This window comes from Pseudomonas salmasensis (genome assembly GCF_014268375.2).
Lineage (GTDB): Bacteria > Pseudomonadota > Gammaproteobacteria > Pseudomonadales > Pseudomonadaceae > Aquipseudomonas > Aquipseudomonas salmasensis.
This window is the reverse complement of record NZ_CP077083.1, coordinates 2,195,776-2,210,816: the sequence shown is the minus strand read 5'-3', so window position 1 is coordinate 2,210,816 and position 15,041 is coordinate 2,195,776. Positions and strand designations below refer to the sequence as shown.

The following is a 15,041-nucleotide window of genomic DNA, read 5'->3' as shown; positions in this document are numbered from 1 at the left end:
TCCAACATACCACTACACCCATAAGCACATTCCGTGCTTAAAACCCTCTTCAAAACCACCGTACTCATCACGGTGTTCTCGATGACCGGCTGCGTTTCTTACACAGTCACCGGTCCGTTAGGAACTCCGCTTCACCCAGCACTGGTCAGCAGCCCCCGTACCGCACAAATCGCCGACGTTTCCGTCGCCATCCCAGACACTGACGACGCCACCCGCGCCGCCATCAGCCGCTCACTCACCCATCAGCTCAACCAATACGTCAAGGCCGGTGGCTATTTCAAGGATGTCACCGAATACCCGGTGCGCCTGGGTGAGAACGACGTGGTGCTCAAATTCAACATGACATCGCTCAAGGGCCATCGCGCGCCGCATCCTGCTTACATTCCGGGGGCTTTATTGACCCTGACGATCTGGATTTGGGTCAACGGCCCCATCTACGTCGACAGTTTTGATATGGCTGGTGATCTGGCGATCGTTGACCGTAACGGTAAAGAACTGGCTGCCGCCAAGGAGCAGATCAAGTTTGAGCACAACGTGGGGCTTTACGGGCGGGAGTATTGGTCGCCGGTGATGGGGGTCAAGAAGTTGAATGAACTGGTTTCAACGCTGCTCGATAACGCCACGGCGAAGTTGGTACAACCAACCCTTAAGGAAGAACAAAAATGATCGGTTCAATCAAGCACTGTGTGGTGCTCGCTGCGGTTCTGTTGTCTGGCTGCGTGACGTATTCGCAAAACGAGTTGCCTCCCGTACAGACGTGGCCACCCACGGCCAATACGCCGCAACAGAAGCCGAAGGTGTTCGTGCGCACCACGGTCATGAATCAGGTCAACGGTGGGCCGGCCAATACGGCTGCGGGGGCTGCGGCAGCGGTTGGGGAGGCGACGGTTGCCGAGGGCTTTCGTGAGTCGGGGCGTTTTGCGTGGGTGAGTACGGATAAGGCCGAGGCAGATCTTTATGTTGAGGCCACCTTGTACAACAACGAACAGTTCAGCATGGCGTCGGCCATCATCACCGGGGTGACGTTTTTCATTATTCCTTCTACCGCGAAGAACACTTTCACCCTGGAGACCGTATTCAAGGACAAGGACGGTAAAGAGCTGGGTCGTGTGCGTAAGAGCGAGTCGCTGCGTACCTGGATGCAATTGTTGTTGATCGTTGCCGTGCCTTTCCGTCAGGACACCCACGAGGTGGTGCAAGCCCTCACTCGCAGCACGTTGGATGAGGCGGTGCAGCGGCGCTTGTTGTAGTCGTTCGTTTTATATCTGTGATCGCCAGGGTTTATGGCGATCTCTTCTGTCGTACATGGAGTTTTCAAATGAAGCGAAATCCGTTCAAGCAAAAACTGTTGGCCGTGATGGTCGGTGCAATCAGCAGCCAGGTATTGGCCGTTGAAGTAGATCTGAGTCAAGGCAAAACCTCGTGGAAGGGTGAGACGTTCAATGAGTCTCTGATTTTCACCGGAAGGCTGACTGAGGCGACTAATCAAACGCCCACCCCCGACTCTGGCACTACTGCGTTGATGGGCGTGAGTGTTTCCAGTACCAGCATTCAAGGTTCGCTGATCAATCGTGCTGATATTGTGATGACCTCCGACGGACGTTCCATCCGGGCGTTTGCCGTGGACCCATTCGGTTTTGCAAATGACGGCTCGACCCCCAGTACGATTACGGGCGATGTTATTCAGGCCGGTAACATCACCATGAACAATGGCGGTTACGAAGGTTTTGAGATTGGTGATGCAGTGATTGGTGGCAGTGTTATCAACTCTGGCACTATCAAATCAACGCCTTTTGTATCGGACGTCTCTGCTGTCAATGGCACGTTTGGCGGCGAGGGCATGTTCCTGCATAACACCCAAGTGGCAGGCGACGTGGCTAATACAGGCGTGATCGAAATGGCGGGTGATGAGGTGGTGGGTCTGGCGGTGGATGGCCCGCAAGCGTACCCGATCAATATCGGCGGAAAAATCATCAACTCCGGTACCATCACCGCAACGGGCCAGCGCGCCTGGGGCATAGAGGTTGAAACCACCACGAGTCCACTGCGTATTGAAAACAGTGGACTGATTTCCGTGAATGGCTCTGATTCAGCCGGCCTCATTTTTTATGTAGGCACCGTTGACTCCATCCTCAACACCGGCACGCTCCAAGCCCAAGGCACCAACGCCAAAGCCATTGATCTCCTGGGCGCCACCTTCACCCAAAACAACCCCACCGGCTCCCGCGGGATCATCAACCGCGGCACGATCATCGCCGATGGCACGGCCATCTCTGTTGACGCAGCCGAGCAAACTTCCGTCTTCGAAATCAATCAACAAGCCGGTGAAATCCGCAGCAACTCCGGCATCGCCATCGACGCAGCCAACCGCGCCTCCCTCAACTGGACCGGCGGCAAAATCGTCGGTGATGTGCTCAACGTCAGCGCGGTGAACATCGCCGGCCAGGCTGACTTTTCCGGCAGCCGCATCATCGCGCCGGTGTCGATCAACTCGGGCTCTCTGAACCTGTCGGCCCCTGGCACGGTGCTCACCGGTGACCTCAACATCGCCAGCGGTGCGGGCATTGATATGCGCCTGGCTAACAGCGTGGTGCCAACCACGCCATACCTGACGGTCAACGGTGCGGCGAATTTTGCTCAGGCGTCGAAAGTGACCTTGAGCGCCAACCCAGGCGATTTCACCGCCGTGCCAAGCGGCACCGAATACACCTTGCTGCAAGCCAGCAGTGTGCAGAACAACGGCCTGTCGGTCGCCAGCACTTCGTCGTTGCTGGATGTGCTGAGTTACTCGGCCGACGCGCAAACGGTCAAGGCCGTGGTGGGTTTGAAGAGCAATCAGCAAGTGCAAGAGGAGCTGACCGGCGCGGGCGCCACTGACCCGGTCGTTACCGTGGTCAACGAAGCAAAAAATGACGTGCTCGGGCAGTTGGCAACGGATGATCCGGTGTTCCAGGCCCTGGCCAACGCGGGCACCGCGCAGCAGTTGGCGCAGGTGGGCAAGCAACTCAAGCCGGACGTCAACCGTGGTGCGCTGGACGTGGCCTTGTCGGGCCAGACGGTGATCAATGGCGCAATCCTCAATCGCCTCTCGGGCCAGCGTGATAATCGCGAAGCCATGGGTGTGTGGTTGCAAGGCTTGAGCAGCAACATGGATCAAAATGGCCGCAACGGCGACAACGGTTATTCGGCCAATAGCAGCGGCATGGCGGTGGGTGTGGATGGTCGTTTGAACGACACCACCACCCTGGGCGTGGCGTACAGCTACCTCAATTCCAACATCCATTCGGACCTCGGCAACAAGACCGACGTCGAAGGCCATGCGCTGTCGCTGTACGGCAACTGGTCGCTGCAGAACTGGTTTGTCGACGGCAGCTTGAGCTACGGCCATAACGACAATGACAGCAAGCGTCGTGTGGCGGGTACTACCGCCAAGGGCAGCTACGACAGCAATGTGTTGTCGGCCAGCGTATTGGGTGGCTACAGCTTCAAGCTGTCGGATGCTGCTGTGATTGGACCTTGAGTAGCGGCGCGTTATTCCAACGTGCGCATGGATGGATTCACCGAGAAGGGCTCTTCGGCGGCGCTGAGCACCGGCTCACAACGCTATGAAGTAGGCGAGTTGGGCGCGGGTGTGCGCTTGGCAAGCAACTTCCCGTTGGCTACCGGCAGCCTGCAACCGGAAGCGACCCTGATGGCCTATCACGACCTGATGGGCGACCGCGTGGCGCAAACCTCCAGCTTTGTGCTGGGCGGTTCGGCGTTTACCGTCACGGGCGCTTCGGTGGCACGTGACAGCTACGAAGCCAGCCTGGGCCTGAATTATCAGGTGTCGGCGCTGACGGTGGGCGCCAGCTATACCCGCCAGGCGCGTAGCGGGTTTGATGCTGATGGTGTGATGGTCAAGGCGCGTTACGCGTTTTAGGGGTGAACGCAAACAGGGGCTCTTTGCGAGCCCCTGTTATCCCCAAAAACACTAATCTTTCTTCGTCGAAATCCACTCCCCAATATTCCGGTTTTTTTAATTTTTCCTCGACGTTTTTCCCCAATACCCACCCCAATACGCAATTCCCCCCACCCTTTCTTTGTTTAGTATTGAATCCAGTGGCCACCGAGGCCCAACGGGTCACGCTGTTCAAAAAAGGAGAAGCGACATGACACCCCAGGATCCTTCCAACACTGGCCGACCTAACCTGCTCGCGGCCTCCTGAGATGAACGCGCATACCCCCTTGGCAGCCCTCGCCGGTAACTATCTTCACGGCGACATCGTGCCTGCCCACCGACATGACGAGGGCCAACTGGTCTACGCCATCAACGGTGTGATGCTGGTGTCGGTGCAGCAGGCAACTTGGGTGCTGCCTTTTGGGCATGCCCTGTGGGTGCCACCGGCGATGGAGCATCAGATCCGCATGACCGGCGAGGTGCGTATGCGCACTTTGTTGATCTCGCCGGGGGCGCACGGTCGGTTGGCGCAGGCGTGTGAGGTGATCAGGGTTTCGCCCTTGCTGCGCGAGCTGATTGTGGCTGCGGGCGATGAGCCTGACAGCCAGGCGGTGTCGTTGCGTCATGTGCAGATTGTCGAGCTGATTTTCTCGGAGCTTGACCGCGCGCAGCGGGTGCTGGCGCATGTGCCGATTCCGGATGAGCCGCGGCTCAAGGCGCTGTGTGCGGGCTTTATCGACAACCCTTCCCAGGAGTCGAAACTGGAGTGTTGGGCGGCGCAACTGAATATGAGTTCACGCACCCTGGCGCGGCTGTTTCAGAAAGAGCTGGGCATGAGTTATGGCGAGTGGCGCAAGCGCACGCGGTTGCTGCTCAGCATGCAGCGGCTGGCCAGTGGGGCCTCGATTTTGGAGGTGGCCTTGGAGCACGGTTACCAAAGCCCGAGTGCATTTACCGCGATGTTCAAGCGCACCCTGGGTTACACGCCGAGTCACTGCCGATTGGTGTGAGCTGACTCGGCGACGGACTTCCTTCTGGCCTCGGTCCAAATGTGGGGGCTGCCCTCATGCCCGTGTAGGAGCGAGCTTGCTCGCGAAAAACCTGAGAGCGCTGCGTTATCGTTGACGTTTTTCGCGAGCAAGCTCGCTCCTACAGACCTGCACCTTGTCCCAATCGAAACGATGGTTGTCCAGAACTCGGGAGATGCGCACCCCGTTGCGCTTTTACCCTGCGCCTCTACTTGGCTTTCTGGATTTCTTCGATGGGTTCGCCTTCTTTTTCCCCACGGCATGGCCGTCTTTCGCTGCTCGGCGTGGCGGTGTCGTTGTTGGCGGGGTGTTCGTCCTGGGTCGCCCATACACCGGCACAGCCCCATCCTGAACGCATCAATGCCCTGAGTCGTTTGCCGCAAGGCGTGTCGGCCCAGGCATTGCCCGAGCGTTGGTGGCAGCTGTACAACGATCCGCAACTTGATGCGCTGGTGCAAAAGGCGTTGCTGCACAACCGCGACCTGGCGGCGGCCCAGGCCCATGTGCAGGCAATGCTGGCCGGCATCCAGCAGGCCGATGCCGAGCGCTGGCCGTCCACCCAGGCGTCACTGGGTGCCGCTTACGGCAAGACGGCTGATGACCAGACGCTGGCCAAGGCCACCGATAGTCATGCGCCGTCAGAGTGGGCATTCAACCCAGGCTTCGAGCTGGCTTATCAAGTGGATGTCTGGGGCCAGGTTCAGCGCACCATTGAACGGGCTCAAGTGCAAACCGCGGCCGCGCAGGATGCCGAAGACTTGCTGCGCATCACGGTCGTGGCGCAAACCACTCGCGCGTATGTGAATGCCTGCGCCCTGGGGGCGCGTGCCAAGGTCCAGCGCCATTCGTTGGACGTGGTCGGGCATAGCCTGGCGTTGACCGATCGCCAGCGCCAGGCCGGTGTGGTGACAGACCTTGAGTACAGCCGCATGCAAGCCCTGCAAGGCGAAACCCAGGCGCTGTTGCCGATGCTCGAGGCGCGTCGGCAAGCCGCGCTCTACGAATTGGCCATGCTGACCGGCGTCGCTGATCTTGAACAGGACTCTGGCGCCGCGACGTGTGAAGTGGTGCCACAACTCAATGCCGAGTTACCGGTGGGCGATGGCTGGCAATTATTGGCGCGCCGCCCCGACATCCGTCAGGCCGAGCGAGCGTTGCAGGCGGCCACGCTGCAAGTGGATATCGTCCAGGCCGACCTGTACCCCAAGGTGACCTTCGGCGCGTCCGTGTCTTCATCGGCCAACAAGCCCCATGAGCTGGGGGACAGCAGTGCGGTGATGTTCGGCATCGGCCCGCTGATTACCTGGCAGTTTCCGAATTGGCAGGCCAACCGTGCGCGGGTCAGGCAGGCGCGAGCGCTTGAGCAAGGGGAGGTGGCGCAGTTCGAGGCCAGCGTGCTCAAGGCCCTCAAGGAGGTGCGCCAGGCCCTGGCGTTATACGACGGCGAACGCCAGCGCCACGCGGCCCTGAGCCAGGCGCTGGAGAGCAGCCGCCAGGCCTACACCTTGGCCCAATTCAACTATGAGGCGGGGGCTATCGACTTTCTCGACGTGCTGGACAGCGAGCGTGAACTGATCCGCTTGCAGGCCACGCGCGCCGACGCCGATGGTCAATTGCTGCAACGCCAGATCAGCCTGTTTCGGGCGCTTGGCGGTGGTTGGCAGCCTTCAGCGCCCACCCACGCTTACACCACTTTTTCCGGTACCCAGCCATGAATATCGCCGTTGATGAAAAAACTGCTGTCCAGGATGAACAGCTGGCTGAGCACAACTCACGCCGCAAAAGGCATCTGCTCATCCTGGGCGGCGCTGGGTTGTTGATCGCGGCGGTGGTGTTCGGCCTGTACTGGATGACGGTCGGCCGTTACCTGGAGCAAACCGATGATGCCTATGTGCGGGCCGACTGGATTCCCATCAGCCCGAAGGTCTCAGGCTATGTGGCCGAGGTGATGGTAGAGGACGATCAGCCCGTCAAGGCCGGGGATGTGCTGGTGCGCATCGAGGACCGTGACTACCAGGCCCGCTTGGCACAAGCCCGCGCAGAATTGGCCGAGACCCAGGCCTCGGTGGCAGCGCAAGAGGCCAACCTGCACGTCACCGACAACCTTATCGCCCAGCAAAAGGCCGGCGTTGCCCAGGCCGAGGCCCACGTCCGCAGTGTGGCTGCCGAGCTGCGCCGCGCTAGCCTGGACCAGCGCCGCTACGAAGGCTTGGTGCGCGAACACGCCGCTAGCGCCCAGCGCTTGGAAACGGCCGCCGCCAGTTACACCCAGGCCAATGCTGCGGTGGAGATTGCCAAGGCCATGCAACGTCAGCAGGAAACCCGCTTGACCGTGGCCGTCACCCGTCGCCAACTGGCCCAGGCCTCGCTCCAGCAACAGATAGCCCGGCGCAGCCACGCCGAGGCGCAGTTGAACCTGGCGACCCATGCGTTGGAGGACACCTTGATCCGCTCGCCCATCGACGGCGTAGTGGGGCAGCGCAAAGTGCGAACCCGCCAATACGTCGCGCCAGGGTTGCCGCTGCTGGCGGTGGTGCCTTTGCAGCAGGCTTACGTCGTGGCCAACTACAAAGAAACCCAATTGCGCGATATGCGTGCCGGCCAACCGGTGGATATCAGCGTCGACAGCTATTCGGGGCGCAAGCTCAAAGGCCATGTGGTGAGTTTCTCGCCAGGCTCCGGGGCGGTGTTCGCACTGTTGCCGTCGGATAACGCCACCGGCAACTTCACCAAGATCGTGCAACGCTTTCCAGTGAAGATCGTCATTGATGAGCATGACGAAGGCGGACCTATCCTGCCGGGCATGTCGGTCATCACCACGGTGGACACCCGCCCAGATGATCAGGGCGCTACACATGACTGAAGCGGCTGAAAAGAGCGTCTCCTTTCGCGCCTGGGTGGCGGTGATCGGGGGGCTGTTCGGGTGTTTCATGGCTGGCATGAACGTGCATGTGACCAGCGCCGCGCTGCCGGAGATCGAAGGCTCCCTGGGGGCGACGTTCGAGGAAGGCTCGTGGATTTCCACCGCCTATCTGGTCGCAGAAATCGTGATGATTCCGCTCACCGCCTGGCTGGTGCAGGTGTTCTCCCTGCGACGGGTGATGCTCGTGGGCTCGTTTGTGTTTCTGGTGGCGTCGATTGCCTGCTCCTGGGCGCCCAACCTGCAAGTGATGATCATCATTCGGGTGATCCAGGGCGCTGCCGGCGCAGTGCTGATCCCCTTGTCATTCCAGTTGATCATCACCGAGCTGCCGCCCAGCAAAATCGCGATGGGCATGGCCTTGTTCGCGCTGTCCAACAGCGTCGCCCAGGCCGCCGGGCCGTCCATTGGCGGCTGGCTGACCGATGCCTATTCCTGGCGCTGGATCTTTTACCTGCAACTGGCTCCCGGCATTCTCTTGCTGCTGGCGGTGGCATGGTCCATCGATGCCAAACCCATGCAACTAAGCCTGCTCAAGCGTGGCGACTGGGGCGGGATCATCGCCATGATCGTCGGCCTGGGTGGCTTGCAGATCGTGCTGGAAGAGGGCGGCCGCAAGGACTGGTTCGGCTCCGATTTCATTGTGTGGATGTCACTGATTGCCGGCGTTGCCCTGGTGTACTTCGTGCTGTCGCAGTTGTATGGCAGTCGCTCCTTCATCAACCTGCGCCTGCTCAAGAGCTACAACTTCGGTGTGGCGAGCGCAGCGATGTTTATCTTCGGCGGGGCCACCTTCGGCCTGGTGTTCCTGGTACCCAATTACCTGTCCCAATTGCAGGGCTACAACGCCCGGGAGATTGGCATCAGCCTGATCGCCTACGGCATGGTGCAACTGGTACTGGCGCCGTTCATGCCGCGCCTGATGCAGTGGCTCAACCCGAAACTGATGGTCGCCAGTGGCTTTTTCATCATGGCCCTGGGGTGCTACCTCGGCGCGCACCTGGACGTGGACAGTGCCGCCAACGTGATTATTCCGTCCACCGTGGTACGGGGCATCGGGCAGCCGCTGATCATGGTGGCGCTTTCCGTACTGGCGGTGTCTGGCCTGGCAAAGGATGAGGCCGGCTCGGCCTCGGCCTTGTTCTCCATGCTGCGTAACCTGGGTGGTGCCGTGGGCACGGCGGGCCTGACGCAGATCGTGGCCATGCGCGAGCGCTTTCACTCTGAGCGGGTAGGGGAGTCGATCACGCTGTTTTCCCCGTCCTTGCAGGAACGCCTGCGCGCCAGCATGGCCGACAGCGAGGCTTTCATCTTCAACCAGCTACTACCCGCTCAACAGCAGGTGATCGACGGCTTGATCCACACCGTGCGGCGCGAGGCGTACCTGATGGCCTACAGCGATGCGTTCTACGTGTCCTGTGTCGCGTTGATCGTGTGCGGTGTCGCGGCCTTGGCGTTACGGCAGTCAGCCAAAAACGCATAACCACGCCAAGCAGGTATTGAATGTGTACAGCTCACTGCGTTGGGTAGGAGCCCACTATCCGCCTCCCGGAAAAAAGGAGCTCTCTCATGCAACAACCCGATACCCTGGTTTGTAACCCGGTGGGCAACCCTGTCGTCGCACGCGTTAGCGTGAACGGCGATGCTCGCAGTGTGTGGAATGTGGTCGGCGATTTCGCCGGTTTTGCGACATTTATTCCGGCCTTGTCCCATATCGAAATGACCGGCGAGGGCGTGCGGTCCGTACGCAAGAAGTTGTTCAAGGACGGCAACGTGGTGATTGAGCAACTCAACAGCCATGATGACCAAGCCATGACCATGACCTGGTCGCTGATTTACACCTCACTGAATATTGGCAACCTGTGGGCGCTGATGGAGGTGGTGCAGCAAGGCCCGGCCCAGAGCCTGGCGACCTGGACCATCATTGGCCAGCCCTGCACGGGCGGCAAGGAAGACGTACCGGCGTTCGAAGCCTTCCTGCAAGGCTTTGCCGATGATGCGATGAAGAACGTACAGGCGCTCTTCAACTGATGTGTAGGAGCGAGCTTGCTCGCGAAAAACCTGAGAACGCCGCGTACTCTCAGCATGCCAGCGTCATCGTTGACGTTCTTCGCGAGCAAGCTCGCTCCTACAGTGGGGTGGGCATTACCCTTTAGTTGATGGCCTGATCAATCCCCGCCTGCAAGGCCTGGCTTTCACTGTGCCCACCCGCGCGCAGCGGGCCCAGGTTGAAGGCTTGGTCCTTGCGCGTGGCGTCGTCGTGTTTCTGGGTCAGTTCGTCCTTGGCGCCCAGGGCCAGGTTGACCGGTGACTTCGAAACGTTCAGCCCGACATCGGCGCGGTAGTCACTGCCGGCCAGTGTGGTTGCAGTCACCTTGGAGCCACCCAACTCGACCTTGCCATTGGGCGCACTGATCCGCGCGCCCGTGAGCTGCGTATCACCCTTGACCTGCACGTTGACACCCCGGCTTGCGCGAATGCCCGACGCCTGGGTGACGCTGTCTTTGACCACATGGCTGACATCCAGATACAGCGTCGGGGTGTAGCTGGTGTTGCCGCTCTTGTCGCCGAACAACACGTTTTCAGCGGTATTGGCCACCTTGCTGCCGGTGGTGTCTTTGCCACTGACGGTGTAGCTGTCGCTGGTTTTTGGCCAGACCTTATCCTTGAAGCCAGACAGGCGCGTGCCCAGGGCATCGGTCTTGTCTGCCAGGTAAGCCTTGGCCTTGTCCACGCGAGTGCCGAAGGCGCCACGGGGCTCTGGGTTCACGTCGTAGCTGCCACTTCGGGTGAGTTTTTCGCCCAGGCGTTCCTTGGCATTGACCACGCTGTTGACCACGCTGTCCTTGGCCGAGGCCAGGTGCCCGGTGCCCTTGTCGACGACGTTCTCCAGCTTGTCGCGATGCTTGTCGAACGCGCCTTCAGCCTTGGCTTGTACCTTGTCCTTGAGCGGGCCGGTGGTTTTGGCCAGTTTATCGACCACCCCCGGCTGGTTCTTCTCGACGTCCAGCCTGGCGTCGACATTCACCTGGGTGCTATTGACGTGGTCCTTGCGGCTTTCCACGACGAGGTCGCCGCCCACCGTGCCGTTCACCTTGTCGGCGTCGATACGCGCTCCGGCCAGATGGGTATCGCCGGCACTGTTGAGGGTGACGTTACCCGCCGTGATCAGGCTGTTGTGCTGGGTGGTGCCTTGCAGGTGATCCACATCGACCGTGGCCCGCGCATTGATGCCGCGCTGGGTCTTGGGTGTCTCATGTTCACTGGCGTCGGCCAAGGTGGTTTTGCCGACGCTGCCCCCTGCGCCCAGGGTGACGCCCCAGTTGTCATGGGCCTGGGTCGATTGCGCGGACTCTTGCAGGATGCCGCCGTTTTGCGCATCGAGGCTAACGCTGGCTGCGCTGACCTGAGTGCCCTGCAAGTGAATGGCATCGGTTGCATCAGCGCCGCTGGCGAGGCTGACCTTGCCCGTGCTGTGCAACTGTCCGATGACGGCGCTCTGGTCGTTCTCCGCCACTTTGCCAATGTTGAAGTTGGCGCTGAGGCTGCCGGTCTTGCTGCTGCTTTCGGCGCTGCTGGTCTTGCCGGCGCCGAGGGTCAGGCCGCCGCCCAGGTTGCTGCCGTTGCTGACGTGGCTGTCGGTGGCGGCTTGCAGGTCCAGCTTGCCGCCGGCGCTGAGGCTGATATCGCCAGCCTTCGCGCCCGTGCTGCCGATCTGCGTGCCTTGCAGGGTCATGTCAGCGCCACTGCTGAGCTGCACGGGGCCGCTGCCCTGAATGGTCGCGACCTGGGCTTGGCTGTCCTGGGTGTCCAGGCGCTTGTTATCCAGCTGCACACCGGCACCGAGGTTGACGTTGCTGCCATTGGCGCCGGGTGCGGTGCCCACCGTCAGTGAGCCGTTGCCGCGCAGCGTGCTGCTGTTTTTGCTCTGGGTATCGGTGGCCTGGTTGAGCGCCAATTCACCGCCGGTCTTGAGGTTGACCCCGGCCTGGCCGCCGTCGAACTGGCTGCCTTCATATCGGGCATCGCCCTTGGCCTCGATGCTCACGCCTTGGCTGGCCGCATAGCTGCCGACCACCGCCGTGCTGGTGGATTCGCGCACATCGCTGCTGCCGCCCAGGCCGCTGCCGCGCACATTCACGTCTTCACCGGTGGTGGTATAGACCCGCACGCCAGCCTTGGCGTCCACGCCTTGCTCGCTGCTGCTCTGGGTGTTGGCCGCTGCCGTGGCCAGGTGCTCGCCGGCCTTGATGTTCAGCCCACCCTCGGTGGCGCGGTACTGGGTGCCCTCGTCCTGCAACGTGCCGGCTGCATTGACCTGCACCGTGGCGCCACTGAACTGGCTGACCACGGCGGTGCTGTCCTGCGTTGTGCCGGTTTTGTTCGTGTGGCCGATTTCCACATCCAGGCCCACATTGGGTTGCTCGAACGCGTCCAGCAAACCGGGCTGATGGAACTTGGCCTGGGCCACGCCCTCGACGGCTTTTTCGATCGGGCGGGTAATGCCCCTGTATTCGACATTGGCGCCGACGTCGGCGGCCCAGCCGTTTTCCTTGTGGGTGCTGGTGTCGGTGGAATGGGCGGCCTGGTTGTTAATCTGGCCAGCGTTGACCTGCAGCTCGGCGCCGGCCTTGGCCTGTGCACCCTCGCTGGTGAAGGTATTGCCAGCGTTGATGGTCAGCTTGCCAGCCGCGGCCACGGTGCTGGTTTGCGCGGTGGTTTTTTCAGCGGTGTCTTGGCTGCTTTGGTGGCTGAACTGAGCGCCACTGCCTGCCCGATCAATGCCGCCGGTGTAGTAGAAACTGCCGCCGGTGGTGGTTTTGTCGACGGCTTCGGTGCGCTTGTCGTGGGCGGCCAACAGCTCGACGTTTTTGCCACTCAGGCTGGCATCGCCTGCGGTTGCCTTGAGGTCGGACCCGGTGATGCTGACGTTGTTACCGGCCTTCACCACGACACTGCCGCCCTTGAGGCTGGAAGCCTGCTGCTGGGAGGTGTCGGTCGTGCGGGTTTGCTGCTGGTCTTCGTAGCTCAACCCCGCACGGTACTGGCGGCTGACACCCTCGGTTTCCTTGGCGTAGCCATCGAAGCCACGGGTATGGGTGCGGGTGGTGTCGTGAGTGGTGTTCTCGGCGGCAACGACCTTGATATCGCCTTTGGCATCCGCCTGCAGTTCGCCGCCAGCCGACACCTGGGAGCCACTGACGCGGATGTCCTGGGCGCTTTGCAGCTTGAGGTTGCTGTCCGAGCGCAGGTCGCTGGCAACCACGGTGCTGTCCTTGAGGTTCTTGCGGCTTTCATCCTTGGAGATACCGAAGAACTTGCTGTCATTGCTGTAGCGGTTGTCGTGGGAGGTGTCTTGCACGCCGTCGATCACCAGCGAACCTTTGTCGCTGATGACACTGGCCTGCTTGCCGCCCCGGGCCTGGCTGCCGCTGATGCGCACGTCGTCGGCCTTGACGATCAGCTTGCCATCGGCGTTGACCTTGCTGCCGGTGTTCGACGTCTTGCCCTGGTTGCCGTCGCCGTTCTTGCCGAAGAAGCTGCCGCCGGTGAGGTCGCCGGAGTAGGCGTTGTCGCGGCTGCTCTGGGTACGGCTGGCGCTGGTGATTTCCACCTGCCGGGCGGCCAGTTGAATATCGCCGGGGGTTTTCAGCTCGGCGCCTTGCAATTGCAGTTTTTGCTTGCTGGTCAGTTCCAGCGTGTTGCCGGCCTTGAGGCTGCTGGTGATGCTGCGTTGTTCGCTGCTGGACTTATCCCAGTTGGCTTTCCACAGGTGCTTGCGATGGTTGCCCTGGTCGCGGGTTTCATGGGTTTCGGTGGCGGCGTTAACGTGCAGGTCGGCACCGCTGTCGACGCGCAGGGTGTTGCCCGCTTCCACATGGCTGGCTTTGATCTCGGTGTTGGCGCCGGAAGACAGCGCGGCATCCTGTTGCGCCACGACCTTGTTGCCGTGTTGGCGCGAGTCTTTGTCGGTGGTGGTGCGGTCGTAGGTTTCGTAGGTGAACAGGAAGTTGCTGTTGTTCCACTGCTCACGCTTTTCCTGGAGCTTGCGGCTTTCCAGGCTGCTGAGGGTCAGGTTGCGGCTGGCGTCGAGTTTGACGTTGCGCCCGCTGACGTCGGTGGCGGCCAGGTTCAAATCTTTGGCGCTGTGCAAGTCGATATCGCCCTGGCGGCTGTGCACGCCAGCACGAATGGCGTCGAGGCTGTCGGCACGCACCTGGCCGCTGATGTCGAGGTCGCCCGCCGAACTGATCTTCACCCCGTCGGTGCCTTGCACCTGCACGCCGCCCACGCGCACACCGGCGCCTTCGGCGGTGCTGATGATGTTGATGCGCCCGGCCTGCATGGCGCCGAACAGGCGCGCGTCGATGCGTTGGTCCTGGGTCTTGCTGGCCGGGTCCACCTGGCGCACTTGCCCGCTGGCGAAATCGACTTGGTTACGGCCGACGGTGAGGTTCAATTGATCGCGAGCACTGAGGCGACCTTCGCTGTCGATGCGCGGCGCGATCAGGTTGATGGAGCCTTCACGGTTTTGCAGGCCCTGGCCTTGCACTGTCAGTTGGCCGTTGGCATCGCGGGTGCTCAAGGCTTGCAGCTTGCCGTCGTTGAGTTCAGGGCGGCCCACCACCAGGTTGGCATTGGGCGTGTTGATGAAACTGCCGCCATTCACCGAAATGCCGTTAGGGTTGGCCAGCACGTAATCGGCCGCCTGGCCGAAAATCTCCTGGGCGCCGTTGAGGGTCGAGGCGTTGCGGCTGATCACTTCGTTGAGGATCACGCTCGCCGCCTGGCCCTGGAACTGCGGGTTGGCCGCCAGCTGCCCGGCAAGTTGGGATTGACCAGCCTGCAAGGCGTTGTTCAACACCACACCCTGGCGGTCGACGTTGTAGTCCAAAAACTGGTTATGGGACAGGCCGCCGGCGTTCGGCGCGACGATGTTGACGATGGGTACGCCACCCTGGTTTTGCAGTTGCGGCGTGCCGCCAGGCCCTTCGACGACGGTCAAGCCTGCGGCGAGCGCGAGCTGCGGCAGCAGGAACAGGCTGGCGATGGCCCAGCGCAGTTTGCCCTGGGGTGAAAGGTGGAAGCTGTGTGGAGTAGTCGGCATAAATAATCTCGCTCTGTGTTGGCTGATCCACCACGTGCGTTGTTC

8 protein-coding genes and 1 pseudogene are annotated in these 15,041 nt (G+C 61.2%); 8 read left to right on the top strand and 1 reads right to left on the bottom strand.

The genetic code is table 11. The annotated features are described in order from the left end of the window. Positions 1–33: 33 nt before the first annotated feature. The 8 genes and pseudogenes from HU731_RS09725 to HU731_RS09690 all read left to right on the top strand — a co-directional run bounded on the left by HU731_RS09725 (position 34) and on the right by HU731_RS09690 (position 9,919). Complete coding sequence (locus HU731_RS09725; RefSeq protein ID WP_437180732.1) at positions 34–666, top strand: hypothetical protein; 633 nt, start codon at positions 34–36, stop codon at positions 664–666. Further along, on the top strand, positions 663–1,250 hold the full coding sequence (locus HU731_RS09720) for a hypothetical protein (RefSeq protein ID WP_186607886.1): 588 nt from the start codon (positions 663–665) through the stop codon (positions 1,248–1,250). Before HU731_RS09725 ends, HU731_RS09720 begins: the two co-directional genes overlap by 4 nt. Positions 1,251–1,318: 68 nt before the next feature. Continuing rightward, positions 1,319–3,922 (top strand): annotated as a pseudogene (locus HU731_RS09715) (autotransporter family protein). A gap of 287 nt (positions 3,923–4,209) precedes the next feature. Then, positions 4,210–4,950 (top strand): AraC family transcriptional regulator, encoded by a 741-nt coding sequence (locus tag HU731_RS09710; RefSeq protein ID WP_186607887.1) that lies wholly within the window; start codon positions 4,210–4,212, stop codon positions 4,948–4,950. 251 nt (positions 4,951–5,201) lie between these two features. Next, complete coding sequence (locus HU731_RS09705; RefSeq protein ID WP_186607888.1) at positions 5,202–6,683, top strand: efflux transporter outer membrane subunit; 1,482 nt, start codon at positions 5,202–5,204, stop codon at positions 6,681–6,683. Continuing rightward, positions 6,680–7,831 (top strand): HlyD family secretion protein, encoded by a 1,152-nt coding sequence (locus tag HU731_RS09700; protein ID WP_186607889.1) that lies wholly within the window; start codon positions 6,680–6,682, stop codon positions 7,829–7,831. Before HU731_RS09705 ends, HU731_RS09700 begins: the two co-directional genes overlap by 4 nt. Beyond that, positions 7,824–9,371 (top strand): MDR family MFS transporter, encoded by a 1,548-nt coding sequence (locus HU731_RS09695; RefSeq protein WP_186607890.1) that lies wholly within the window; start codon positions 7,824–7,826, stop codon positions 9,369–9,371. Before HU731_RS09700 ends, HU731_RS09695 begins: the two co-directional genes overlap by 8 nt. A gap of 86 nt (positions 9,372–9,457) precedes the next feature. Beyond that, positions 9,458–9,919 (top strand): SRPBCC family protein, encoded by a 462-nt coding sequence (locus tag HU731_RS09690; protein WP_186607891.1) that lies wholly within the window; start codon positions 9,458–9,460, stop codon positions 9,917–9,919. A 121-nt stretch (positions 9,920–10,040) separates the two neighbouring features. On the opposite strand, the gene HU731_RS09685 is transcribed toward HU731_RS09690, so the two are convergent. Continuing rightward, the gene (locus HU731_RS09685) at positions 10,041–14,996 is read right to left on the bottom strand and encodes a hemagglutinin repeat-containing protein (RefSeq protein WP_186607892.1); all 4,956 of its coding nucleotides are present in this window, start codon (positions 14,994–14,996) and stop codon (positions 10,041–10,043) included. Positions 14,997–15,041 lie beyond the last annotated feature (45 nt).

Bases quoted from the DNA above. Each gene is read 5' to 3' on its own strand.
- HU731_RS09720 (WP_186607886.1), top strand. From the start codon at position 663: ATGATCGGTTCAATCAAGCACTGTGTGGTGCTCGCTGCGGTTCTGTTG.
- HU731_RS09710 (WP_186607887.1), top strand. From the start codon at position 4,210: ATGAACGCGCATACCCCCTTGGCAGCCCTCGCCGGTAACTATCTTCAC.
- HU731_RS09705 (WP_186607888.1), top strand. From the start codon at position 5,202: ATGGGTTCGCCTTCTTTTTCCCCACGGCATGGCCGTCTTTCGCTGCTC.
- HU731_RS09700 (WP_186607889.1), top strand. From the start codon at position 6,680: ATGAATATCGCCGTTGATGAAAAAACTGCTGTCCAGGATGAACAGCTG.
- HU731_RS09695 (WP_186607890.1), top strand. From the start codon at position 7,824: ATGACTGAAGCGGCTGAAAAGAGCGTCTCCTTTCGCGCCTGGGTGGCG.
- HU731_RS09690 (WP_186607891.1), top strand. From the start codon at position 9,458: ATGCAACAACCCGATACCCTGGTTTGTAACCCGGTGGGCAACCCTGTC.
- HU731_RS09685 (WP_186607892.1), bottom strand. From the start codon at position 14,996: ATGCCGACTACTCCACACAGCTTCCACCTTTCACCCCAGGGCAAACTG.